The sequence below is a fragment of the Nocardioides zeicaulis genome (genome assembly GCF_042432345.1).
Taxonomy (GTDB): domain Bacteria; phylum Actinomycetota; class Actinomycetes; order Propionibacteriales; family Nocardioidaceae; genus Nocardioides; species Nocardioides zeicaulis.
This window is the reverse complement of the sequence record NZ_JBHLXH010000001.1, coordinates 158315-180537: the sequence shown is the minus strand read 5'-3', so window position 1 is coordinate 180537 and position 22223 is coordinate 158315. Positions and strand designations below refer to the sequence as shown.

General features: G+C 71.9%; 25 protein-coding genes. 11 read left to right on the top strand and 14 right to left on the bottom strand.

Annotated features, from left to right (window positions below; translation table 11 throughout):
• Positions 1-26: 26 nt before the first annotated feature.
• On the top strand, positions 27-776 hold the full coding sequence (locus ACFFJG_RS00945; RefSeq protein ID WP_378516739.1) for a class I SAM-dependent methyltransferase: 750 nt from the start codon (positions 27-29) through the stop codon (positions 774-776).
• Positions 773-1897, top strand: a complete 1125-nt coding sequence (locus ACFFJG_RS00940; RefSeq protein WP_378516738.1) for a prenyltransferase — start codon at positions 773-775, stop codon at positions 1895-1897. The genes ACFFJG_RS00945 and ACFFJG_RS00940 overlap by 4 nt, the downstream gene beginning before the upstream one ends.
• On the opposite strand, the gene ACFFJG_RS00935 is transcribed toward ACFFJG_RS00940, so the two are convergent.
• Together ACFFJG_RS00935 and ACFFJG_RS00930 are read right to left on the bottom strand one after the other, a co-directional pair.
• Positions 1853-2503, bottom strand: coding sequence for a class I SAM-dependent methyltransferase (locus tag ACFFJG_RS00935; RefSeq protein ID WP_378516737.1), 651 nt, complete (start codon positions 2501-2503; stop codon positions 1853-1855). The genes ACFFJG_RS00940 and ACFFJG_RS00935 overlap by 45 nt on opposite strands.
• Before the next feature lie 15 nt (positions 2504-2518).
• Positions 2519-3817 carry an alpha/beta hydrolase fold domain-containing protein gene (locus tag ACFFJG_RS00930; protein ID WP_378516736.1) on the bottom strand — a complete coding sequence of 433 codons (1299 nt, stop codon included), beginning with the start codon at positions 3815-3817 and terminating at the stop codon, positions 2519-2521.
• 37 nt (positions 3818-3854) lie between these two features.
• Here ACFFJG_RS00930 and ACFFJG_RS00925 point away from each other — a divergent pair, with 37 nt between their 5' ends.
• Both ACFFJG_RS00925 and ACFFJG_RS00920 read left to right on the top strand, forming a co-directional pair.
• Positions 3855-4745 carry an aminoglycoside phosphotransferase family protein gene (locus ACFFJG_RS00925; protein ID WP_378516735.1) on the top strand — a complete coding sequence of 297 codons (891 nt, stop codon included), beginning with the start codon at positions 3855-3857 and terminating at the stop codon, positions 4743-4745.
• Positions 4746-4817: 72 nt separating this feature from the next.
• Positions 4818-5840: a MerR family transcriptional regulator gene (locus ACFFJG_RS00920; protein WP_378516734.1), complete on the top strand. Its 1023-nt coding sequence runs from the start codon at positions 4818-4820 to the stop codon at positions 5838-5840.
• A gap of 228 nt (positions 5841-6068) precedes the next feature.
• Here ACFFJG_RS00920 and ACFFJG_RS00915 read toward each other — a convergent pair whose 3' ends face one another.
• The gene (locus ACFFJG_RS00915; RefSeq protein ID WP_378516733.1) at positions 6069-7529 is read right to left on the bottom strand and encodes an HNH endonuclease signature motif containing protein; all 1461 of its coding nucleotides are present in this window, start codon (positions 7527-7529) and stop codon (positions 6069-6071) included.
• A gap of 227 nt (positions 7530-7756) precedes the next feature.
• On the opposite strand from ACFFJG_RS00915, the gene ACFFJG_RS00910 reads away from it, so the two are divergent.
• A complete protein-coding gene (locus tag ACFFJG_RS00910) occupies positions 7757-7963 on the top strand; it encodes a hypothetical protein (protein ID WP_378516732.1) in 207 nt (68 codons plus the stop codon).
• Between the two features lie 183 nt (positions 7964-8146).
• On the opposite strand, the gene ACFFJG_RS00905 is transcribed toward ACFFJG_RS00910, so the two are convergent.
• Both ACFFJG_RS00905 and ACFFJG_RS00900 read right to left on the bottom strand, forming a co-directional pair.
• Positions 8147-8491, bottom strand: coding sequence for a hypothetical protein (locus tag ACFFJG_RS00905; protein ID WP_378516731.1), 345 nt, complete (start codon positions 8489-8491; stop codon positions 8147-8149).
• Positions 8488-8709, bottom strand: a complete 222-nt coding sequence (locus tag ACFFJG_RS00900) for a hypothetical protein (protein ID WP_378516730.1) — start codon at positions 8707-8709, stop codon at positions 8488-8490. Before ACFFJG_RS00900 ends, ACFFJG_RS00905 begins: the two co-directional genes overlap by 4 nt.
• Positions 8710-9043: 334 nt before the next feature.
• On the opposite strand from ACFFJG_RS00900, the gene ACFFJG_RS00895 reads away from it, so the two are divergent.
• Positions 9044-9679 (top strand): DedA family protein, encoded by a 636-nt coding sequence (locus tag ACFFJG_RS00895; RefSeq protein WP_378516729.1) that lies wholly within the window; start codon positions 9044-9046, stop codon positions 9677-9679.
• Positions 9680-10237: 558 nt separating this feature from the next.
• Here ACFFJG_RS00895 and ACFFJG_RS00890 read toward each other — a convergent pair.
• The 3 genes from ACFFJG_RS00890 to ACFFJG_RS00880 all read right to left on the bottom strand — a co-directional run bounded on the left by ACFFJG_RS00890 (position 10238) and on the right by ACFFJG_RS00880 (position 13222).
• Entirely contained in the window at positions 10238-10441 is a 204-nt protein-coding gene (locus ACFFJG_RS00890) for a hypothetical protein (protein ID WP_378516728.1), read from the bottom strand.
• A gap of 266 nt (positions 10442-10707) precedes the next feature.
• Entirely contained in the window at positions 10708-12165 is a 1458-nt protein-coding gene (locus ACFFJG_RS00885) for a phospholipase D family protein (RefSeq protein ID WP_378516727.1), read from the bottom strand.
• Between the two features lie 340 nt (positions 12166-12505).
• Entirely contained in the window at positions 12506-13222 is a 717-nt protein-coding gene (locus tag ACFFJG_RS00880; RefSeq protein ID WP_378516726.1) for a hypothetical protein, read from the bottom strand.
• Between the two features lie 152 nt (positions 13223-13374).
• Between ACFFJG_RS00880 and ACFFJG_RS00875 the strand changes: the two genes are divergently transcribed.
• Positions 13375-13641: a hypothetical protein gene (locus tag ACFFJG_RS00875; protein ID WP_378516725.1), complete on the top strand. Its 267-nt coding sequence runs from the start codon at positions 13375-13377 to the stop codon at positions 13639-13641.
• A 120-nt stretch (positions 13642-13761) separates the two neighbouring features.
• On the opposite strand, the gene ACFFJG_RS00870 is transcribed toward ACFFJG_RS00875, so the two are convergent.
• A complete protein-coding gene (locus tag ACFFJG_RS00870; RefSeq protein ID WP_378516724.1) occupies positions 13762-14505 on the bottom strand; it encodes a dienelactone hydrolase family protein in 744 nt (247 codons plus the stop codon).
• A gap of 101 nt (positions 14506-14606) precedes the next feature.
• Here ACFFJG_RS00870 and ACFFJG_RS00865 point away from each other — a divergent pair, with 101 nt between their 5' ends.
• On the top strand, positions 14607-15557 hold the full coding sequence (locus ACFFJG_RS00865; protein ID WP_378516723.1) for a zinc metalloprotease: 951 nt from the start codon (positions 14607-14609) through the stop codon (positions 15555-15557).
• Positions 15558-15605: 48 nt separating this feature from the next.
• Here the strand turns inward: ACFFJG_RS00865 and ACFFJG_RS00860 are convergent, their stop codons facing one another.
• A complete protein-coding gene (locus ACFFJG_RS00860; protein ID WP_378516722.1) occupies positions 15606-16241 on the bottom strand; it encodes a sulfotransferase family 2 domain-containing protein in 636 nt (211 codons plus the stop codon).
• A 74-nt stretch (positions 16242-16315) separates the two neighbouring features.
• Between ACFFJG_RS00860 and ACFFJG_RS00855 the strand changes: the two genes are divergently transcribed.
• On the top strand, positions 16316-16984 hold the full coding sequence (locus tag ACFFJG_RS00855) for a hypothetical protein (protein WP_378516721.1): 669 nt from the start codon (positions 16316-16318) through the stop codon (positions 16982-16984).
• Here the strand turns inward: ACFFJG_RS00855 and ACFFJG_RS00850 are convergent.
• A complete protein-coding gene (locus ACFFJG_RS00850; protein WP_378516720.1) occupies positions 16978-17619 on the bottom strand; it encodes a sulfotransferase family 2 domain-containing protein in 642 nt (213 codons plus the stop codon). The two genes, ACFFJG_RS00855 and ACFFJG_RS00850, sit on opposite strands and share 7 nt — an antisense overlap.
• A 217-nt stretch (positions 17620-17836) precedes the next feature.
• Between ACFFJG_RS00850 and ACFFJG_RS00845 the strand changes: the two genes are divergently transcribed.
• A complete protein-coding gene (locus ACFFJG_RS00845; RefSeq protein ID WP_378516719.1) occupies positions 17837-18286 on the top strand; it encodes a hypothetical protein in 450 nt (149 codons plus the stop codon).
• A 33-nt stretch (positions 18287-18319) separates the two neighbouring features.
• Here the strand turns inward: ACFFJG_RS00845 and trxA are convergent, their stop codons facing one another.
• The 3 genes from trxA to ACFFJG_RS00830 are packed head-to-tail and all read right to left on the bottom strand — an operon-like array spanning position 18320 to position 20452.
• Positions 18320-19000 carry a thioredoxin gene (gene trxA / locus ACFFJG_RS00840; RefSeq protein WP_378516718.1) on the bottom strand — a complete coding sequence of 227 codons (681 nt, stop codon included), beginning with the start codon at positions 18998-19000 and terminating at the stop codon, positions 18320-18322.
• A 52-nt stretch (positions 19001-19052) separates the two neighbouring features.
• A complete protein-coding gene (locus ACFFJG_RS00835) occupies positions 19053-19745 on the bottom strand; it encodes an MBL fold metallo-hydrolase (RefSeq protein WP_378516717.1) in 693 nt (230 codons plus the stop codon).
• Positions 19739-20452, bottom strand: coding sequence for a maleylpyruvate isomerase family mycothiol-dependent enzyme (locus ACFFJG_RS00830; protein ID WP_378516716.1), 714 nt, complete (start codon positions 20450-20452; stop codon positions 19739-19741). The genes ACFFJG_RS00835 and ACFFJG_RS00830 overlap by 7 nt, the downstream gene beginning before the upstream one ends.
• A gap of 165 nt (positions 20453-20617) precedes the next feature.
• Here ACFFJG_RS00830 and ACFFJG_RS00825 point away from each other — a divergent pair.
• A partial coding sequence (locus ACFFJG_RS00825; protein ID WP_512700162.1) for a UvrA family protein occupies positions 20618-22223 on the top strand: 1606 nt, incomplete at its 3' end.

The window sequence follows — 22223 nt, the reverse complement described above, 5'->3', positions numbered from 1 at the left end:
GGAGCGGCGCGAGGAGGAGAGCACCCGTGCTGACCGTTGACTTCGACCGGCTCGGGCTGCGCCCGGGCGAGCGCGTGCTCGACATGGGCTGCGGCGCCGGCCGGCACGCCTTCGAGATGTACAAGCGCGGCGCCGACGTGATCGCGTTCGACCAGGACGCCGACGAGCTGGCGACGGTGCGCGAGTGGTTCACCGCGATGCGGGAGGCCGGCGAGGTGCCCGAGGGTGCGGAGGCCGACGTCAAGGAGGGCGACGCGCTCGCGCTGCCCTTCGCCGACGGTGAGTTCGACCGGGTGGTCGCTGCCGAGGTGCTCGAGCACATCCACGCCGACGTCGACGCAATCAAGGAGCTGGTGCGGGTCCTGCGACCCGGCGGCACCCTGGCGATCTCGGTGCCGCGCTGGCTGCCCGAGGTGATCAACTGGAAGCTCTCCGACGACTACCACAACGCCGAGGGCGGCCACGTGCGGATCTACACCGCCGAGGAGCTCGTCGACAAGGTCACCAAGGCCGGACGCTCCAACGACGGCACCCCCGGCGACGCGATGGTCTTCACCGGCAAGTCCTACGCCCACGGCCTGCACGCGCCCTACTGGTGGATCAAGTGCGCGGTGGGCGTCACCAACGACGAGCACCCGCTGGCCAGGGCGTACCACCGGCTCCTGGTGTGGGAGATCATGGAGAACCCGCCCGCGCTGCGGGCCGCCGGCAAGGTGCTCGACCCGCTGATCGGCAAGTCGATGGTGCTCTACTTCCGCAAGCCCGAGAGCGCATGAGCCTGCCCGAGGTCGACGGGGTGCCGACCTGGGCGCAGGTGCAGCAGACCGCCGCCACGATCGCGGCCATGCAGGAGCCGTCCGGTGCGATCCCCTGGACGCCCGGCGAGCACACGGACGTGTGGAACCACCTCGAGTCGGCGATGGCGCTGCTCGTCGGCGGTCAGCCGGAGGCCGCCGGACGGGCGTTCGCATGGGCGCGCGAGACGCAGCGTGCCGACGGCTCGTGGCCGATGAAGATCGTCGGCGGGGCCGTCGAGGACCACTCCGGCGAGACCAACATGTCGGCCTACGTCGCGGTCGCGACGTGGCACCACTGGCTGGTCACGCGCGACGAGGCGCACGTACGACAGATGTGGCCCACCGTCCGCCGGGCGCTCGACTTCGTCGCCTCGCTCCAGCTGCCCTTCGGCGGGATCGCGTGGTCGCAGGAGTGGCACGACGGCGAGCCCGGCCGGGTCAACGAGGAGGCCCTGCTGGCGGGCTCGTCGAGCATCCACCACTCGCTGCGCGCCGGTGTCGCGCTGGCCGCGCTGGTGGGGGAGCCGCAGCCCGGGTGGGAGCTGGCGGGCGGCCGGCTCGGCCACGCGCTGCGCGAGCACCGCGACCTGTTCCTCGACAAGTCGGAGTTCTCGATGGACTGGTACTACCCCGTGCTCGGCGGCGCCGTGCGCGGCGAGGCGGCCCACGCGCTGCTCGCGGAGCGCTGGGACACCTTCGTCGAGCCCGGCCTCGGGATCCGGTGCGTCTCGACGAACCCGTGGGTGACCGGTGCGGAGACCGCCGAGCTGGTGATGGCGCTGGAGGCGGTCGGTGACCGCGACCGCGCGCGGCAGCTGCTCGCCGACGTGCAGCACCTGCGGTCCCAGGACGGCTCGTACTGGACGGGCTACGTGTTCCCGGACGAGGTCTTCTGGCCCCACGAGCACACCACCTACACCGCCGCCGCCGTCGTCCTCGCGGTCGACGCGCTCACCGACACCACGGCGGGCGCCGACGTCATGCGGGGCGCCACGCTCGGTCCCGACCTCGCCGAGATCGGCCTCGAGTGCGGCTGCCCGTCGGCCGGGGGACGCTCAGCCGCCGAGCGGGTCGCCGGCGTCCCCGGCCGTACGCCGTAGCACCCGCAGCGACCCGACCGCCTCGACCTCGGTGAAGGCGCCGCTGGCGAGCGCGGGCAGGTAGATGTCCTCGTAGGGCGGCCGCCCGCCGTCGGCGGGGTCGGGGAACACGTCGTGGACCAGCAGGACGCCACCGGCGGCGACCCAGCGGGCCCAGCCGCCGAAGTCGGCGCGGGCCGGCTCCACGCCGTGCCCGCCGTCGATGAAGAGCAGGGCGAGCGGGGTGCGCCACCAGCGGCTGACCGTCTCGGAGCGGCCCACCACGGCGACGACCTGGTCCTCGAGGCCGGCGTCGGCGAGGGTGCGGCGGAACGTCGGCAGGGTGTCCATGCGGCCGAGGTCGGGGTCGACGAGGGTGTCGTCGTGGTGCTCCCAGCCGGCCTGGTTCTCCTCCGAGCCACGGTGGTGGTCGACGGTGAACACGGTGCCGCCGACCTCCCGCGCGGCCGCGCCGAGCCAGACGGCCGACTTGCCGCAGTAGGTGCCGACCTCGAGGGCCGGGCCGAGCGGCAGCTGCTCGCGGGCCCAGCGGTGCAGGGCCTCGCCCTCGTCCTCGGGCATGAAGCCCTTGGCGCGGCGCGCGTGCTCCAGCAGGTCGGCCGGCATCCGTCCCGCCACGGCTCAGGCCCCCCGCTCGTCCGTGGCGGCGCTGACCTGCTCGGGCGAGACGCCGCTGTCGGCCTCCACCCCGTGGCGCCAGGTGTTCCAGTGCCAGGTCAGCCACCGGTCGACCGCCTCCACCGCGCGGTCGCTGCGCACGGAGTGGAAGACGTCGAAGGCGTGCTGGGCCCCGGGCAGCTCGGCGTACGTCACCGACCTGTGCGACGTGCGCCGCAGCTCGGCGACGAACAGGCGCGCCTGGTCGACGGCGACCAGCGAGTCGAGCTCGCCGTGGAGGACGAAGAAGTCGGGCGCGTCCTCGGTGACGCGCAGGATCGGCGAGGCAGCCTCGTAGACGTCGGGGGCGTCCGCCCAGGTGGTCTGCATGACCCGGGGGCCGAGGAAGGCGTCGCGCATGCCGATCGCGTTGGCGAGGCCGGTGGACCCGGCGAAGTCGTAGACGCCGTAGAACGGCACCGCCGCCTGGACGCTCGTGTCGACGTCCTCGAAGCCGGGCTGGTAGGCCGGGTCGCCGGGCGTCAGCGCCGTGAGCGCGGCGAGGTGCCCGCCCGCCGACCCACCGGTGATCGCCAGGTAGTCGGGGTCGCCGCCGTGCTCGGCGATGTGGTCGCGCACCCACGCCACCGCGCGCTTGACGTCGACGACGTGCGCGGGCCACGGGTCGCGGGGGGAGAGTCGGTAGTTGATGGCGACGCAGACCCACCCCTGGGCGGCCATCCGGTTCATCAGGGGCCGGCCCTGCCTCTCCTTCGCGCCGTAGGCCCACGCGCCGCCGTGCACCTGCAGCAGCACGGGCGCCTTCTCGATGGCGTCCTGGCGCGCAGGCAGGTAGATGTCGAGGTGGCCGCGTCGGCCGGCGTCGGTGTAGGGCACGTCGCTGATCACCCGCACCGCGTCGTCGCGGAAGTGGAAGGGGCGGGCGAGGTGGCGCACCTGCGTGGCGAGGTCGGCCGGGTCGGGCACCCGGTCGAGCTGCTCCACGTAGTCGACGCCGAGGCCCTCCTCGAGCGCGTCCGCGAGCACCTGTGCGGACCGCCGGCTCTGCCGCACCATGTGCGCGAGCCCGAACGCGCTCGCCCCGGCCAGCGCGAGCCCGGCCTTGGCGCGGGCGCCGCTGCGGCGGCCGCGGGTGAGGTGCACGGCGGCGTCGACGGCCGTGAGCGCGAGCACCTGCGGCGCCGTCTCGTTGAACACGAACCCGGTCAGGAACGAGGCGAGGCCGCCGCGTCGCCCGCGCGAGGGACGCAGGCCGTTGACGGTCAGGGCGGCGACGATGCTCTGGCGGCCGAGGAAACCCATGGGCTCAATCTACTGACCAGTACTAGCGTCGCCGGTGATGACCCGGATGCACGACGACGAGACCACGATCACCGACGAGACGGTGCGCCGCCTGGTGGCCGACCAGCTGCCCCAGTGGTCGACGCTGCTGCTGCGACGGCTGCCCCCGACGGGAACGGACAACCAGCTCTTCCGCCTGGGCGACGAGCTGCTGGTGCGGATGCCGCGCGTGCCGGGACCGGCCGAGGGCGTCGCCTTCGAGCACACCTGGCTCCCGCGCATCGCGCCGCACCTGCCGCTCCCGATCCCCGCACCGGTGGCGCTCGGCGAGCCGGGCCACGGGTACCCCTTCGCCTGGACGGTCGTGCCGTGGATCGAGGGATCGACCCCCACCCCGGAGACGTTCGACCCCGAGCTGTGGGCGACCTCCCTGGGAGCGTTCGTGCGCGCCTGCCGCGAGGTCCCCGGCATGGACGCACCGGTCGTCGATCAGGGCAGGGGTGCGCCGCTGGAGTCGATGGACGACTGGGTGCGGCAGTGGGCCGCGCGTGCCGACCCCGCCGAGGTCTCGCACGAGGCGGTGCTCGCGGTCTGGGAGGACGCGCTGGCGGCGCCGGCGTGGGACGGCGGGCCGTGCTGGTTCCACGGCGACCTCCACCAGGGCAACCTGCTGGTGCGCGACGGCCGGCTGGCGGCCGTGATCGACTGGGGCTGCGCCGGCCGGGGCGACCCGGCCATCGAGCTCAACGCGATGTGGGGCGACCTCCCGCGCTCCGTCGCCGACCTCTACCGCACCTCGGTCGGGCTCGACGAGGCCGCCTACCGCCGTGGCCGCGGCTTCGCCCTCGCCCCGTCGATCAGCGGCTTCACCTACTACCGCGACACCTCGCCCCGGATGTCGCAGCTGGGGCTGCGCACCGTGCGCCAGCTGGTCGCCTCGCTGGGGTGACGCTTGACCCTCACCCCGGGGCAGGGCCGAGGGTCGTCGCACCGGTGACCGTCACCGGGGAGGATGGGGACGATGACGACGCACCTGCTGATGATCGGCGACTTCGCCCGCGAGGCGGGGCTGACGCCGAAGGCGCTGCGGCTCTACGACGACCTCGGCCTGCTGCGACCCGTCGAGGTCGATCCGGTCTCGGGCTACCGGCGCTACTCCGGCGACCAGGTCGCCGACGCCCGCCTGGTCGCGACGCTGCGACTGGTCGGGATGCCGCTGGCCCGGATCGCGAAGGTCCTCGACGCACGAGCATCGGGACGACCGAGCACGGCCGTGCGCGAGCTCCGGGCGTACTGGGTGCAGGTCGAGGCCGACACGGCCTCGCGTCGCGACGTCGTCTCCGCGCTCCTCCGCCAGCTCGAGGACGAGGAATCAACCATGGACACCGACACCCGCCCCCTGCACGTCGACCTGGGCACCAGCCACCACCGAGGACGGCGCGACCGTCAGCAGGACGCCGTCGTCGCCACAGCGACCCACCTCGCGGTCGCCGACGGCTTCGGCAGCCGTGACGACCTGGCCGCCGCGGCCCTTGCGGCGTGGGTGGCAGGAGGTCTGGACGAAGCCCTCGCCGAGGTGACGGCCGACATCACCGCCGGGCTACCCGGTGCGCCGACGTCCGGTACCACCCTGACCGGCGTCGTCCTCGACGGCAGCGCGGCGCGGGTCGTGCACGTCGGCGACGGACGGGTGTGGCTGGTCCGCGACGCCGAGGTCGAGCAGGTGACGCACGACCACACCGTGGTCGCGGCGCTGATCGAGAGCGGTCAGCTGACCGTCGAGGAGGCCCGGTCGCACGAGCACCGCAGCCTGCTCAACCGGGCGCTCGGACCGGGTGTCGTAGCGGACGAGGTCGTCCTCGACCTGCGTCCCGGGGACCGGCTCGCGCTCACCACCGACGGCGTGCACGCCGTGGTCGACGACCTCGCGCCCCTGCTGCTCGGCGACGGGACGGCCCAGGACGTCGCGGATGCCATCGGCGCCGCGGTCGCTGCCGCGGGCGAGCCTGACAACCACACCGTCGTCGTGGCGGACCTGGCCTGAGGGGGCCTCCGCCGCGGAGGCAGAGCTTGTCGCGCTCCGTCGGACGTGATGCAGGGATGGCCCCGTCGCAGGACGGCTGCGGGGGTGCGGGGCGGGTCACGACCCGCGTACGTGATTCCGGTGGTGTTCCAGCCGCGGACGTGGCGCCCTGATCCGATGGTCGTCGATACGGAGCGCAGACGTGCCCGTGACCCCGCCACCTCGTGGGTGGCGGGGTGTGGGGCGGGGTCACGGTCGGCGGGGCTGCGGGATCCAGGACGGCGCTGTGGTCTGGGTTGGTGGGGGTGGGTCGAGGGCCGTGGTGCCGTCGCGGTCGCGGAGGTAGTGGTGGCCGTGGGGTGAGGTCCACTCGAAGACGCCGGGGCGGAGGTGTTCGTAGCGCCAGGCGGTGTGGGTCTTCAGCCGGTGGTGGGAGCGGCACAGCGGGGCGAGGTTCGAGGTCGCGGTGGGGCCGGGTTGTGGTCTGCCTTCGGTGGCTGCGTGGTGGTCGAACGGCGCGATGTGGTCGAGGTCGCAGGCTCGGGCGGGGCGGGTGCACCACGGGAAGACGCAGGTCCGGTCACGTTGGACGACCTGTTCGCGGAGCCGGGCGGGGATGGCGTAGGTGTCGGTGGTGAGCTCGGCGTTGAGGTCGAGGACGGGGCGGATGGTGACCTTGGTCCGCGACGACGCGCACCAGCCCTTGACCTGGTCGAGGAGCGCGAGGCGCTGGCCGTTCTCGAGCCGGGCGGTGGGCCCGAACACCGTGTCTTCACCGGCGGCGTCGGCGTCGAGGTGGACGTGGAGCACCACCTCACGCCCTGCCGGCAGGTGGTCACCGGCCGGGGCCGCCGGCATGGACGTGCCCTGGGCGTGGAGATCGAGGGCGGTCTGGGTGCGGGCGAGGTCACCGAGCGCAGCGGCACGCCGCGCACCCAACGGCGCCGTCGAGCCGAGTGCCTTCAGTGCCGCGGCACCGTGCTGGATGGCGGCGTCGAGGTCGTAGACGTCGGCGAGGTCGAGCTCGGCCTCCATCCTCATCAGGCCGTCGTAGTGGACGTGCCTCGTGTCGAAGGTGACGTGCCGGGCGTCGTGGTTGAGGTACTGGTCGGCCTCGAAGTCCTCGTGGTCCTCACCCGCCTCGAAGTCGGGCCGGGGCTCGAGGCTGAGGTCGTACCGCTTGATCGCCTCGGCGACGAGCCGGTCCAGCTGCGCGCTCCCGACCTTCCCCGCGACGGTGGCGACCTGGGCGTCGATCCACCCGGCCGCCTCGACCGTCAGCGTCGGAACCGCGTGGATGGTGGTCTCGGCCACCAGCCGTGCCCGCCAGGCCGGGACGCGGCCGGCGTGGACCTGCGCCCACAGGCGGGGGAGCCGGTGGCGCAGCTCGAGCGCGTGCCCGATCAGCTTCTTGGCTGCAGTGGTGGAGATGCCCCGCACCGTGCCGAGCTCGGGGATGCAGAACTCCGTCACCAGCGGACACCCGTCGCCGGCGATGGGCTCCTCGTGGTCGAAGCCCGGCACGCTGAACGCGGCAGCGTGGTGGATCGACTCGGGCGGGTGGAGGTCAGCCCAGCGTGCGGCCAGCTCGAGCTGACGGGCAGCAGCGGCATCCTCGGCCCGCCGCTCACTGCGGATCGAGGCGAGCAGGCCGGCGGCGCCGAGGTCGTCGACCTCGTGCTCCACATGCCGCTTCCGCGTATCGATCATGTGTTCGATTGTACGTTCTGGCACCGACAGTCGTCGACCGCCCAACGCACGGTCTGTGGACAGTCCCAGTCCTGACGACCGTCGTCCGCAGCCGGCACAGGGGTCGGTCGTCGCGGCAAGCTGGCGGGCTCCTCGCAGTTGATCCACCGCTCGCGTCGAGTCCCGAGCGTTGGGTATGCGAACACGCAAGACGTGCGCGGAGGCGCTCCGCGGCGCAGGATCAGCACGTGACCACGGGGGACAGCAGCAGGTCGACTCGCGCCAACGTCGTGTGGAGCGTCGCGTCCGGCGCGCTCGCCACGTTGTTCTGTGGCCTCGCAGGCTGGGCGATCGACGCTGACCTCGACGCCGCCTTCCTCGGGATCTACGGCGTGCTCATGACCGTCTTCTTCTTCGCCGCGGCTCTCTGGAGACGGCGCAGGTCCGCGCGCTGACTGCGGCAGATCCGGACGTCGACGGCGGGCCTTCCGAGGGACTGCGGTGCTGGTGACGCACGAGGCGCGTCACCACTACCGCGCTCCTGCAGATCGTCCGCATATCGGCATGCGCGAGCGTGTGGGGGGACAACGTCAAGTGTCCAGAGCTAGGGCCCTCACCGCCGGACCAGCCGGAGGCAGCTACTTCCCGGTCCAGTGTGCGATGAGCGCGAACAGGCCGACGAGCGGCACCACCGTGATGACCAGGACGACCAGGTAGGCCGCCAACCCGATCTCGAAGCGCGTCGAGCCGCCGTCGTTGTCGTAGAAGTCGCGCGAGGCCTCGAGCGCATCTGGGTCGTTCGCCTCCAGCCGCGCCGCGTACTCGTCCGTCAGCTGTCGAAGGTAGGCGTCCTGGGCGGCCCTCCGTCGCCTGCGGTGCTCAAGCCACGCCTTCACGAAGACCGCCGCAGCTTGCGCAAGGCGAGGGCTGCTGCGAACAGCCCCGGTCTGGGCCGGGTCCGGCCCGGGGTGGTCGTCACTCAAGGCGAGCTCGTCCGGGTCGTGAGCTCGTCGTACGTCGCGACGCTGCGCGCGGTGACGCCGAACAGGTAGTACAGGTTGACGGGGACGAGCATGTTCGGCAGCCCGACCTGCACCCCGAACCCCCAGTCCCCGCCCGTCCAGCACCAGACGACGAACGTGATCAGCGCCAACGCGTAGACCACGCACGCCGCCCGCAGCGCGCGCAGGTGCAACGCCACCCAGCGGTGGTACCGACTCGGCGGGACCGGGTCGTCCCAGTGACTTCCCATCAACGCACCCACGGGAGGGCCCGGGCCCGACGGCGCGGCGCTGCGCATCCGCCGACGTGGCGGCAGCGGCGCCTCACGTCGGATGGGCGAACGATCCGACCAGACTCCCTGACATCCACGCGCCATCCTCACGGTCTGCCCGCAGCCCGGCCGTGCGGTGCCGCGGTGGGGCTCGATCGTCGCCCTATGCGGAACCGTCCCGCGCCCCCCATCTGGGTGAAGTGGTCGCTGCGCTCGCAGGGGTGATGCCGACCGAGCCGTTGCGTCGCTAACGTCAGCTCACGTGTTCGGTATCAGCTGGCTCGACCCCGAGTGGATGCTCTCGCAGTTCGGCGCCGGGTTCTTCTGGGTCAGCTGCGCGCTCATCGCGGTCGAGTGCGGGCTGTTCTTCCCCTTCCTGCCCGGCGACACGCTGCTCGTCGCGATCGGCCTGTTCCTGGCGGGGGAGAAGCTGTCGATCCTCCCCGGCGGCCCGCTCATCGACCTGGCCGCGGCGTCCGCACTGCTGGTCGGATCAGCGTTCCTCGGGAACGTGATGGGCTTCGAGATGGGCAACAGGCTCGGGCCGGTGATCTACGAGCATGACGGCAAGATCCTCAAGCGCGAGTACTTCGACCGGACCGAGGACTTCTTCGACCGGCACGGCCGCAAGGCGCTGGTGATCGGCCGGTTCGTCCCGGTCGTGCGCACCTACATCACCGTGGTCGCAGGCGCGTCGAAGATGAAGCGGCCACGCTTCTTCGTCTGGAGCCTGGTCGGCGCGCTGCTGTGGGTGCTGAGCATCCTGTTCATCGGCTACTTCGTCGGCGACCGCTTCCCGTTCCTGGCCCATCACGTCGACTACCTGATCCTCGGCCTGCTCCTCCTGATGTTGATCCCGGCGGGGATCCACTGGTGGCGCGAGCGCGGCTCCGACTAGGCAGGGCGGGCGCGCGGTACGGCCGCTGTGTGGACCGCGACGCCGCGGACGAGCGAGCGCCCGATGACGGTAGGCACGGCGCAGCCCTCGGCCGCCATCGCCCCGAGAGAACTCCTGCAAACGTTGATCGGGGGCTGGAGAACCGCTAGGTCGGGGGCCCGTCAGGGCCGTCTGCCAGATGTCGTAGTGGTGCTCGACCCGGTTCATTCGTCCAGGTCAGAGGTCTGGGGGGCATGCCACTTCATGCCACATCGGCACGCGCTCATCGCGGCATGTTCGGACGGTTCACAGACGAGCGGGGTTACGGCGCGGCTGCTGCGCGGCGAGCGAGCCGCACCAGTCGCTCGTACTAGGGACGAGCGTCAGGAGGGAAGTCGGCGAGCGAGCGGACCAGTTGATCGGCAGCCTCTCGCAATGCAAGTTGCTGCGTAGGCGTGAGGCAGTCCCGGGACACCCAACCGATGATGTCCGCGTCAATGAGAACCGGGTCGGCAGCACGGTACGAAGGCGTCCGCTCATCGGCCGATCCGGTCGAACTGATCGCGGCAGATCCGGACGTCACTCGCCCTCGTCGGACACCTCGTCCTGCACCCCGTCGAGAAGTCCGTGGTACTCGATCCAGCCGGGATGGGCAGCAAAGAACGCTGGCAGCGCATCCGAAGTCAGCGTCTGAATCTCCTCGCCCGTGTAGTGGTCACACGCCAACCACAGCTCAGGCGCATCCTGCGACTTGTCGTCGGGATGGATGAACAGGTCGTACACGTAGACGTCACTTCGCCGGTACTCAGCCAGACCGTTCGTCCACCCTGCGTTCGATGCGCGCGGTACTGCTGGTACTGGATTCGCTCCTCTGACGTCCATTCATCCGGATGGGACATGGACAGAGGAGGTTAGGGCACCCGGCGTCGCCTGATGCGGTGGAACGGTCCGCGCTCCGAGCAGGAGTGGACCGCCCACCTCGGCCCGGAGCTGGCGGCCCACCTGCGGGAGGGGCTGGTCAGGCTGCGCGAGATCACCGACCCCTACGCTTAGAACTCCGACGTCCCGCGCAGCCTGGGCGGGCGCCCGTCCGGGTCGTAGAACCGGCGGTAGACCGGGGCGGCCCAGCGGGCGGTGCGGGACGAGACCTGCGGTGGCTCGTGGACCCGCACCCGGCTGCCGGGGGCGCCGACGCGCTCCAGCCAGAGGGACGTGGGGTCGCCGATGTCGGCCAGCCGCGGGTCGTCCTCCGGCAGGCCGAGGTGCTCGGCCCACAGGGTCGTGCGCAGCGAGCGGTGCAGGTCGCCGTCGGGGTCGACGATCGCGCAGGTGAGCTCGGAGTCGTGGGTCCACGATCGGAGGTTGAGGTTGTCGGAGCCGATTGTCATCCACTCGTCGTCGACGACGCAGACCTTGGCGTGCACGTAGATCGGCGTACCCGCGTCGTTCTCGAGGTCGAACATCGTGAAGCGGTCCCCGCCGGCCTCGCGCAGGAGCTCCCACGCGACGCGTTGGCCGTAGTGGGCCGGCGGGCCGCCGAACCGGCTCTCGTTCTCGCTGAACCGCGGGACGACCGCGATCACCTGCAGGTCGGGCTCGCGGCGCAGCGCGTCGGCGAGCGTGCCGGCCACGAGGTCGGACCAGAAGTACTGGTCCTCGACGTAGATCATCCGCTTCGCGCGCTGGAAGGCCCGCGTGTAGGCCCGCGCGATCGACCGCTCGCCGTCGGGCGCAAAGGGGTAGTGGGGGCGCTTCCACGGATACGTCCGCAGGACCTGCACCTGGTGGCGCCCGGCCTCCGGCGGCGGGTCCCACCGCTCGGGCAGCCGCTCGGGCCGGCGCGGCATCCGCGTGACGCGGTGTGCGACGAAGCGGTAGGGGTTGCGGTGGTCGAGCGGCGTCGTGTCGTCCCACCGCTCGGTGAAGGTGTCGAGCACGTGCGCGACGGCAGGACCGCGGATCTCGGCCATCGCGTCGTGCCACGGCGGGGCGTCGCCGTACGCGTCGTCGAGCGGCGCCGCCTGCGGGTCCCCGCCGTGCGCCGCGTCGTCGCGCCGGCTGTAGCAGAGGTCGATGCCGCCGACGAAAGCCACGTCGTCCTCGGGCCGTCCCTTCCGTCGTACGACGAACAGCTTCTGGTGGTGCGAGCCGCCCCACTTCACGCGCTCGTCGAGCAGCGCCTCGCCACCGCACTCGTTGATGATCCGGCCGAGGTGGCCGTTCTCCTCGCCGTTGAGCTGGCCGGGGTGCGAGCGCCACATCAGCGCGCGGACCTCGACGTCGCGGGCGGCTGCCTCCCGCAGGAGCCGGGCGACGGTCGGCCCGTCCTCGGTCAGCTCCTCGTCCGCGTCACCGCGCCAGTCGGTGAAGAAGATCCGGTCCTCGGCCTCGCACGCCTCGATCACCTCGACGAGCCGGGCGAAGTAGTCGCTGCCGTGGACCCGCGGGACCACGAGGTTGCCCGACGTCCACGGTCGCTCCGACTCGGGCAGGAACCACTCGCTCACCCCCACACCCTCCCCGATGCGGCACCATCAGTCGACCGCGCCCCAACAATGCGCGATCCGGACGCGTCACACTGGGACCCAACCCGAAGAGCTGAAGTCCATGCGTTCGTCCATCGCCCTCGTCGCCGCGGCGGCCCTCGTCGCCGCAATGGGGCCCGCCCGTGGAGGCGTACGTCGTCGAGTGGCGGGACGCGAGCTAACTGCCGAGCGACGGCCAGGATGTCTCAACCTCTACGTCATCCCCCTGGACGAGCATGACTCTGGGCCTGGCGACGACGCGCTCTCGCCATCGCCCGGATCTCGGCATGAGCGGAGGTTCAGGCTGCGCAGCCAACTGCCGTCACGTCTCGTCGAGCATCGATCGGGCCAGACGATCGGCGATCTCAGACGCGCCACCGAAGGGGCCACGCTCGAAGCGTCGTGCGTTCGCCACCGACGTCGTCCAACGGCCATCGGTATCGAGATACTCGACCACGACGTCGGGCACCCCATCGCGCACCAGGCACCGAACCTCGCGCGCGATCACGACGAAGCGAGGTCGAGCCCGACGCTCACCCGCGGGATCGGCAGGTGAGCTCAGTTCGTCATTCCTGAGCAACTCAGCGTGAGGAGGCTGCCACTTCACACCAGCCCAGTCTGTGCCGTCGTCTCCTGAGATGCGGGTGTCGAAGGGCAGTCGTCCGAGCTCCTCGACCAAGGCGTGGAGCATGGCCTCGCCCATGTCGCGCGACAGGAATCCCTTCGTGTCGGCATAGATGGAAGTTCCTCGAACGGACAGGTCCGGGTCCGAGACGAAGTTGGGGGTGTACGCGCCGGACTCGTCGCGATCGTCGAACGCAACCACCCTTCCCCGTTCGTCGATCTGCATGAACAGGCGCGACATTCTCCCCATGGCCAGAGCGAGGCGTTCCCACGAGTCAGCGGAAAGACGCTGCTCCGGGTCGACGAACTCGGCCACGAACACGGGGTCTCCCTGCCAGCCGACAACGCGTCCATCCGAGTCGCGATCCGGCTCACCGACGGCCAAGACGTCGGCAGCAATCACCACGTTTCCCACGATTCCCCCTCGTGCAGTGGTGCGGACTCGGCAGAGGGCCGCCACCAACACGCGCGATGCTAGGTCGGAGATGATCGCCTCACACGCCACATTGGCAGATCCGGTCGAGCTGACCGCGGCAGATCCGGATGTGTGCCATGCATGATCGAGCCTTGGACGCACTCACGTCAGCGGTCGCGGCGGTGCTTCGTGCGACGCAGGAGGACCTGGCCAGCTCCGGAATCGAGCCCGTGAGTCGAACGCCCGAGAGCGTGAAGTCGTTGCTCGACGCAGGGGAACCAGGCGTTGCCCACGAAATCCTGTGCGACAACCCGCACGAGGACGAGATCCCCGCGCCGCGCGACCTGCTCACGCAATTGCAACGGGAGGTGAGGGCCGCCGGTCTGGATGATGGACGGGTCGGCGTGCTCCTCTCCTGAAGCGCCCGCTCGTCGGCACGTCCGGACGTTCGCCTGTGATCCGGCAAGCGGAACCGCCCTGAACCACGAGCTCGCCAAGACGCGGCTGATCGAGGTCCCCGGGGCGCGCCCCAGCGACGTTCAGGCCCGCAGGCGCTCGCGGAAGAACGCCAGCACCGCGTCGACGGCGACCTGGGAGCGCTGCTCGGTGAGGGTGGAGTGGCCCTTGCCGGGCAGGTCGATGCGCACGAAGCCGTCGCCGAGGAGGGCGGAGAGGGTGTCGAAGCGCGTGCCGGTGGCGGGGTCGGAGCCGTAGCGGACGCCGAGGACCGAGCATCCCGCGGCGGCGCGACGACGTACGGCCTCGGTGTCGGCGGGGGACAGGTTGAGGTCGGCGGATCGCTCGTGCCCGATCGCGAAGGGGACGCTGGGCTGGGCGACGACGGGCGCGGCCACCGCGTCGTCGACCATCATCGCCAGCGCGAAGCCGCCGGTGAAGCACATGCCGAGGGCGCCGACGCCCGGACCGCCGAGCTCGGCGTGCAGCTCGCGAGCCAGGGAGCGCAACCAGCCGGCCACGGGCGTGGTGACGCCGGTGCGGAGAACGGTGAGCTCGCGGCTGATGCAGACCCTCGGCAGCGTGCGCAGCACGTCGCCGGCGCCGAACGGCCGGCCCACGGGTCCGAACAGGTGGGGGAGCAGGACCGTGTGGCCGGCGGCGACGAGCTCCTCGGCGAAGTCGATCACCCCCGTGGTCAGCCCCGGCATCTCGTGCACGACCACGACGCCCGGGCCGGAGCCCTTGCGCCACACGGGGTGGGTGGTCGGGGAGCCGTTCACGTCGGCGGTGTGCTCGGAGCGGGTCCAGGTCTCGAGTGCGTCCACACGCGCAGGCTCGCAGACATGTCAAGGGGTGTTCTCTGTCCGGACCTCGGTCTAGGTTGCTGTCCGTTGCTCGATCCCCCGACTGGCAAAGGTGTTCTCGGATGTCCCACTCACACCCGCTCCGCTCCCTCGCGCTCGCCGCGAGCCTCGCCCTCGCCGGCACCGCGATGTCGGCCACCGCCGCCGTGCCTGCCTCCGCAGGAGCACCGTCGCCCGGCGTGGCCGCCTGCGCCGGCAGCCACGACGCCGGTGCTGCCGCTCGTGTCCGCCAGGGCGCGAAGAACGACGAGCCCGCCCTGTTCCAGGGCTCTCCCTCGCAGTACGCCTCGCTCACCGACAGCGCCACGCTGGCCGCGGGGTCGGTCACCATCCCGACCTACTTCCACGTCGTGCTGCCCGCCGCGGAGGCGAACAACGGCACCGCCGCGGAGGACCGGCTGCGCAGCCTGGTCAACGCGCAGGTCGACGTGCTCAACAACTCCTACGCCGGCGGCTCGCTGACGTCCGGATCGGCCGCGACCCCGTTCCAGTACTCGCTCAAGGGAGTCGACTTCTCCTACAACGACGCCTGGTACGGCGTGGTGCCGGGCAGCGTCGAGAAGGAGATGAAGGCCGCCACCCGCGTCGGCGGCAAGAGCACCCTCAACGTCTGGACGGCCAACATCGGCGACGGCCTGCTCGGCTGGGCGACGTTCCCGACCAAGCGGCTCAGCAGCGACGACGGCGTGGTGATCCTCGACGAGTCGATGCCCGGCGGCACGGCCGGCAAGTACGCGTTCGGCGACACGCTGACCCACGAAGTCGGCCACTGGCTCGCGCTCTACCACACCTTCCAGGGCGGCTGCAAGGGACAGGGCGACCAGGTCGCCGACACCCCGGCCGAGGCGCAGGCGCAGTTCGACTGCCCGACCGGTGCCGACACCTGCACCGCCCCGGGGGCCGACCCGATCCACAACTTCATGGACTACACGCAGGACTCCTGCATGTACCAGTTCACCGCCGGCCAGGTCGCGCGCATGAGCGACGCCTGGACCCAGTACCGCGCCGGCTGAGCGCAGCTCGCGCGGCAGGGGCCGCGGACCCGGGGCGGCCGGCGCGCGTCAAAACGTGTAGCCGAACGCCTCGAGGTCCGCGGCGTACACCTCGGCGACCCTCTCGCGGGTGGCCGCGGTGTAGTAGTCGCGGTAGCTGCCGTGCGGCGACCTGTTGCGGTGCGGCACCGGGGTCGGCTCCCCGCCGAGGCGGCGCTCGACCTCGGCGAGGTCCTCGGCGAAGCGCTCGGTCCGGCCGATGAAGTCGACTTCGCGGTCGGGCGCACGCAGGTAGTGGACCTGCGGGCGTCCGACCCGCGGCAGCTCCTCGGTGCCGCGCAGCACGAACTCCTCGAAGCCGGAGTACGCCGCCGCGGCGCGCCACAGGTCGTTGCCCTGCATGCGCGGGCCGGCGGGCCTGCCGCTGGCCGGGCCCCACGCGCGGTTCCAGTCGTCGATCATCGACCACCACGACACCATCCGCGCCCACGGGTTGCGCACGAACGCGAACGACCAGTAGTCCGCCACCTGCGGCTCCGCGCGCAGGATCCGCTCGTACGGCGCGTGCCGGCCCAGCGGAGGGACGACCCCCGGTGCCTTGCTCCGCGCGTCGGGACAGGTCCGCTCGAAGGTGACCCCGACCGAGACCCCGCCGGTCTTGGGCACGTGCACGAAGAGCGCGCGCCGGGAGTCGGAGATCAGCACGGGCGGGAGGCTAGCCCACTCACCTGTGACAGGCGCGACCGCGCGCCCGGCGCGTGGGGGATGATCTGCCGGTGATGACGTTCCTCGGACTCGGCCCCGGCCGGGACTTCGTGCTGCTCGCGCTGCCCAAGACCGCGAGCACGTCGCTGGAGCGGACGCTCGCGCCGTACGCCACCGAGGTCGTCGGGTCCCCGCCCGGGCAGAAGCACCTGCCCGCCCGCGGGTTCGTGCACACCAAGGCCCACGAGCTGGCCGAGCGAGGCCACCCACGCGAGTCCTACGAGCTGGTCAGCATGTTCCGCGAGCCGGTCGCGTGGCTCGAGTCGTGGTGGCGCTACCGCGCCCGCGAGGACAGCCGCCGGTCCACCGCCGACCTCACCTTCGAGCAGTTCACCCGGCTCTACCTCGCCGGCGACGAGGACGCGCCCGTCCCGAGGGGGCGGCCGGCGCGGTTCCTGCACGCGCAGGGCGTGGTCGCCGTCGACCGCGTCTTCGCGGTGGACCGGCCCGACGTGTGGCAGGCCTGGTTCAGCCGGCGCGTCGGCGCGCCCCTGCAGTTCGAGCGCCGCAACGCCTCCGCCGCAGGACCGGGCGACCTCGAGGAGGCGACCCGGGAGGCACTCGTCGCCCACTTCGCACCGGAGTACGCCGTGTGGCGTCGCCTGGAGGCGACGGGGGAGTGGGCCGGTGCCCGCGGCACCCGGCTCGACCCCGAGCCCGACGCTGGGGCGGAGCCTCAGTAGGTGTAGCCGAAGAGCTCGATGTCCTCGGCGTAGACCTCGGCGACCTTCCGGCGGGTCTCGTCGGTGTAGTAGTCGTGGTAGGTGCCGTGCTTGGACTTGTTCTTGTGCACCGGGGTCGACGGCTCGAGGCCGAGCTGCACCTGGACCCGCTGGAGGTCCGCCACGAAGTTCTCGGTGCGACCGATGAAGTCGACCTCGCGCTGGTGCTTCGGGGCGCGCAGGTACGAGATCTGCGGGGTGCCCACGCGCGGCAGCTCCTCGGTGCCGCGGAGCACGAACTCGTCGAACCCGGAGTACGCCGCGGCCGCCCGCCACATCTCGTTCCCGTCACGCATCGAGCCGTGCCGCACGTCCTGCGGCTTGCCGCTGGCCGGCCCGTGACGGCGGTCCCACTGCGAGATCATCGAGTACCACGACACCATCCGCGCCCACGGGTTCCGCACGAAGCCGAAGGTCCAGTAGTCCACCACCTGCGGCTCGTGCTTGAGGATCTTGCCGAGCGTGGCGTGCCGACCGAGTGCCGGACGGGCCTTGCGGGCGTCCGGGCAGGCCTTCTTGACCGTCTCCTCGACCGAGACGCCACCCGTCTTGGGGACGTGGACGAAGAGCACCTTCTCGGAGTCGCTGATCAGCACGCGCCGAGGCTATCCCACGCCGTGGGCGACCCCCGCGCCCGGAGAGAGGTCTGGACCACGCCCCGGCCGACGGGTCCGGACCCCGGCACAACGACCCGGGAACGACCCAGGGAGCCTCAAGATCGCGTCCAGCCCGGTCCGCCCACCACCCGGGCCGACCTACGGTCCGAGCAGCGTCATCGTGGGGGTGGCGCAGCACAGGGAAGTGGGGCACCACATGTCTGCACTCGACCGCCGCACCGTGGTGCGGGGCGCCGCCTGGAGCATCCCCGTCGTCGTCGCCGTGGCGCAGGCCCCGGCCTGGGCGGCGTCCACGGACGCCCCGTCGATCAACGGCAACGGGTCGTTCACGATCTGCAAGCTCGCCGGAGCGGGGCAGAACTGCCAGGGCTACCGGCTGACCGTGACGTTCGCCGTGCAGCCCGACGACCTGTGGGACATCGCCATCACGGCGCTGGCGTTCAACGACAACGCCGTCGTGCCGAGCACCGCCGCGTTCGCGGTGCGCTACGACGACGCCACCCGGACGTTCGAGTTCTGCTCCGACTCCAAGAGCCCGAGCCAGTTCAGGCTGACGTTCCGCTACAGCGCCACCAACCGCCGCACGGGCGCCACGACGCCGAACCTCGGCGGCACGTACGCCCTCAGCGGCGTCGGCAACTGCTGACCGGGGCCCGACGGGCCGGGCCGGAGGTCCGGCTCAGGACTCCAGCGGCCAGCCGCGCTGCGCCCAGCCGCCGGTGCCACCGGCGACGTTGACCGCCGGCACGCCCTGGGCGCGCAGGTGGTCGACGACCTGCCGGCTGCGGCCCCCGGACTGGCAGATCACGAAGACCGGCTGGTCCTGCGGCAGCTCGGCGACGCGGGCTGGCACCTCGTTCATCGGGATGTGCACGGCGCCGGGCACGCGGCCGCCGGCGACCTCGTCGGCCTCGCGCACGTCGACGACGTAGGCGCCCTGGCTGTGGGCCGCGGCGAAGTCGTCGAGGCCGATCTCGTCGGCCGGTGCGTCGGCGGCCGCCTGCTGCTGGGCCTGCACCTCCTGGCGCACGGCGTCCATGTCGAGCGCGCGGGCCTGCTCGATGACACCGGCGAGCGCCTGCGGGGGCAGGGCACCGGCCTGGTTGAAGAGCAGGACACCGTCACGGAAGAGCATCAGCGTCGGGATCGAGGTGATGGCGGCCATCTGGCTCAGCTGCTGCTCGGCCTCGGTGTCGACCTTGCCGAAGACGATGTCGGGGTTGTCCTCCGACGCCTTCTCGTAGACCGGCGCGAACTGGCGGCACGGACCGCACCACGACGCCCAGAAGTCGACGAGGACGATGCCCTCGGCGCTCACGGTCTGCTCGAAGTCGGCCAGGGTCAGCTCACGCGTGCTCATGCCACCAGCCTGCCACGGCGCGGCACGCCGGGCACCCGCCACCCTGCCGGTGCTACCAGCCGCGCTGGCGCCACTCCGCGAGGTGCGGGCGCTCCTCACCGAGCCGCCCGTCGGCACCGTGGCCGGGGTAGAACCACGTGTCGTCGCCGAGCCGGTCGAAGATCTTGTTCTCGACGTCGCCGAGCAGCTGGGCGAACGCGGCGGCGTCGCCGCGGGTGTTGCCCACGCCGCCCGGGAAGAGACAGTCGCCGGTGAAGACGTGCGGTGTCGGGGCGACGGCCGCGTCGTCGAGGACCAGGCAGACCGACCCCGGCGTGTGGCCGGCGACCGCGACGACGTCCAGGTCGCAGGTGCCGACGGCCACCTTGTCGCCGTCGCCGACGCGGCGGTCGATCCGCACGCCGGTCTGCTCCTCGATCGCGTCGGCGTCGGGGACGCCCGCGACGACCGTCGCGCCGGGGTGCGCCGCCGTCACGGCGGCGAGGGCCCGGTGGTGGTCCCAGTGCTGGTGGGTGGTGACGACTGACGTCAGCGCACGGTCGCCGATCAGCTCCAGCAGCCGCTCGGGCTCGGCCGCGGCGTCGACCAGCACGACCTCGTCGGTGACCGCGCAGTGCAGCAGGTAGCAGTTGTTGGACATCTCGGGGTCCACGGCCACCTTGGTGATCGTGAGCGGGCCGAGCGTGCGCACGTCGGGCGCGCCCCCGGGGGACACGTCCCCGGTGTAGGTGTCGTCGTTCACCATGCCTCCATCTCCGGGATCTCGTTCGTGCTGGACGTGAGGCTCTCGCCGGCGCCGCGGCCGGTGAGCCACCAGGCCAGGTCGGCGGCGGTCCCGCTGACGACCGGGCCCTCTCCGTCGGGGCCGTAGCGCCACTCGCCGTCGAGGTCGGTGGGGCGGACGGTCAGGGGGGTCGGGTGCTCGACCGCCGTCAGCGAGTCGAGCAGGACGGCGCAGAATTCCGCGCTCCAGGCGGCGTGGGTGTGGCCGGCGCCGAGGTCGGCGTGGTGGATCTCCACCTCGCGCAGCCGCATCAGGGGCACCGCCGCGGCCTGCACCACCCGCCCGCCCGGGGTCCGCTCGAAGGTGCCCGCCCAGTCGCCGTCGCCCATGGCCGCGAGCGCCTGCTCGAACGTGGCGGTCCCGGCCATCAGCCGCTCGCGCAGCTCGGCAGGGTCGCGGGCGGCGAGCTCGTCGATGTCGCCGTCGCGCGCCTCCTGGGAGGCGTACATCGGTTGCGGCCGGCCGACGTGCGCGCCGTGCAACGCACCGGCGAGGGCCTCGGCGTTGAGCGCGAGGTGGGCCAGCACGTGGGCGCGGGTCCAGCCGGGCAGGAGCGAGGGCTCGGCGTACGCCGCGGTGTCGAGGCCGTCGACGGTGCGGACGAGCGCGTGGTCGGCCGCGCGCAGCAGCCCGGTCACCCGGTGCGAGGTGTCGGTCACACCGGTCATGGTGCCACCCGCGCGCCCCGGGGGCGCCCGTCCACCCTGCTGGGTGGACGATGGGCCCGCTGTCGGTGGTGCGTGAGAAGGTGGCCGGGTCCGTCGGGTTGACCCGGCTGGGACACTGGACGAACACCTGTTCGACACCCACGTACGCCAGAACGAGGACCCACTGTGGCCGACCAGCTCATCATCCGGGGCGCCCGCGAGCACAACCTCAAGGACGTCTCCCTCGACCTCCCGCGCGACTCCCTGATCGTCTTCACGGGTCTGTCCGGCTCGGGCAAGTCGAGCCTGGCCTTCGACACGATCTTCGCCGAGGGCCAGCGCCGCTACGTCGAGTCCCTCTCGGCCTACGCGCGCCAGTTCCTGGGCCAGATGGACAAGCCCGACGTGGACTTCATCGAGGGCCTGAGCCCGGCGGTGAGCATCGACCAGAAGTCCACCTCGAAGAACCCCCGCTCCACCGTCGGCACCATCACCGAGGTCTACGACTACCTCCGCCTCCTCTACGCCCGGGCCGGCCGCGCGCACTGCCCCACGTGCGGCGCACCGATCGAGCGGCAGACGCCCCAGCAGATCGTCGACCGCATCCTCGCGCTCGAGGAGGGCCGCCGCTTCCAGGTCCTCGCCCCGGTCATCCGCGGCCGCAAGGGCGAGTACGTCGAGCTGTTCCGCCAGCTCCAGCAGCAGGGCTTCAGCCGCGCCCGGGTCGACGGCCAGACCCACTCCCTCGACGAGCCGCCGGTCCTCGACAAGAAGCTCAAGCACACCATCGAGGTCGTCGTCGACCGGCTCGCGGTCAAGGAGTCCTCCAAGCGGCGCCTCACCGACTCGGTCGAGACGGCGCTGGGCCTCGCCGGCGGGCTCGTCGTGTTCGACTTCGTCGACCTCGACGCCAAGGACCCCGGGCGGGAGATGAAGTTCTCCGAGAAGATGGCGTGCCCCAACGACCACACCATCGACACCGACGACCTCGAGCCCCGCTCGTTCTCCTTCAACTCGCCGTTCGGTGCCTGCCCCGCGTGCTCGGGCCTCGGCACGCGGATGGAGGTCGACCCCGACCTCGTCGTGCCCGACCCCGGCGCCACGCTCGGCGAGGGCGCGATCGCGCCGTGGAGCGGCGCCCACGTCGCCGACTACTTCCTCCGCCTGGTCAACGCCCTCGGCGAGGAGCTCGGCTTCGACCTCAACACCCCGTGGGACCAGCTGACGCCGAAGGCGCGCACCTCGCTGCTCGAGGGCCACAAGACCAAGGTGCACGTCGTCACCCGCAACCGCTACGGCCGCGAGCGCGCCTACTACGCCGCGTTCGAGGGCGTCCGCCCCTACGTCGAGCGCCGCCACCGCGAGGCCGAGTCCGACACCAGCCGCGAGCGCTTCGAGGGCTTCATGCGCGAGGTGCCGTGCCCGACCTGCAAGGGCAGCCGGCTCAAGCCGGTGTCGGTCTCGGTCACCCTCGGCGCCCGCGAGCAGGGCGGCAAGAACATCGCCGAGCTGTGCGCGATGCCGATCAACGAGACCGCCCACTACCTCCGCACGGTCGACCTGTCGGTGCGCGAGCGCCAGATCGGCGAGCGCGTGCTGAAGGAGATCCAGGAGCGCCTGCAGTTCCTGCTCGACGTCGGCCTCGACTACCTCTCCCTCGACCGGCCCAGCGGGTCGCTGTCGGGCGGCGAGGCGCAGCGGATCCGCCTTGCGACGCAGATCGGTGCCGGTCTCGTCGGCGTCCTCTACGTCCTCGACGAGCCCTCGATCGGCCTGCACCAGCGCGACAACC

What these genes read in the sequence shown, in the direction of transcription:
- ACFFJG_RS00845 (WP_378516719.1), top strand. Translation starts at nt 17,837, where the DNA reads ATGTCTGCACTCGACCGCCGCACCGTGGTGCGGGGCGCCGCCTGGAGC.
- ACFFJG_RS00835 (WP_378516717.1), bottom strand. Translation starts at nt 19,745, where the DNA reads ATGGTGAACGACGACACCTACACCGGGGACGTGTCCCCCGGGGGCGCG.
- ACFFJG_RS00915 (WP_378516733.1), bottom strand. Translation starts at nt 7,529, where the DNA reads ATGATCGATACGCGGAAGCGGCATGTGGAGCACGAGGTCGACGACCTC.
- trxA (WP_378516718.1), bottom strand. Translation starts at nt 19,000, where the DNA reads ATGAGCACGCGTGAGCTGACCCTGGCCGACTTCGAGCAGACCGTGAGC.
- ACFFJG_RS00855 (WP_378516721.1), top strand. Translation starts at nt 16,316, where the DNA reads ATGACGTTCCTCGGACTCGGCCCCGGCCGGGACTTCGTGCTGCTCGCG.
- ACFFJG_RS00830 (WP_378516716.1), bottom strand. Translation starts at nt 20,452, where the DNA reads ATGACCGGTGTGACCGACACCTCGCACCGGGTGACCGGGCTGCTGCGC.
- ACFFJG_RS00865 (WP_378516723.1), top strand. Translation starts at nt 14,607, where the DNA reads ATGTCCCACTCACACCCGCTCCGCTCCCTCGCGCTCGCCGCGAGCCTC.
- ACFFJG_RS00935 (WP_378516737.1), bottom strand. Translation starts at nt 2,503, where the DNA reads ATGCCGGCCGACCTGCTGGAGCACGCGCGCCGCGCCAAGGGCTTCATG.
- ACFFJG_RS00925 (WP_378516735.1), top strand. Translation starts at nt 3,855, where the DNA reads ATGACCCGGATGCACGACGACGAGACCACGATCACCGACGAGACGGTG.
- ACFFJG_RS00920 (WP_378516734.1), top strand. Translation starts at nt 4,818, where the DNA reads ATGACGACGCACCTGCTGATGATCGGCGACTTCGCCCGCGAGGCGGGG.
- ACFFJG_RS00940 (WP_378516738.1), top strand. Translation starts at nt 773, where the DNA reads ATGAGCCTGCCCGAGGTCGACGGGGTGCCGACCTGGGCGCAGGTGCAG.
- ACFFJG_RS00930 (WP_378516736.1), bottom strand. Translation starts at nt 3,817, where the DNA reads ATGGGTTTCCTCGGCCGCCAGAGCATCGTCGCCGCCCTGACCGTCAAC.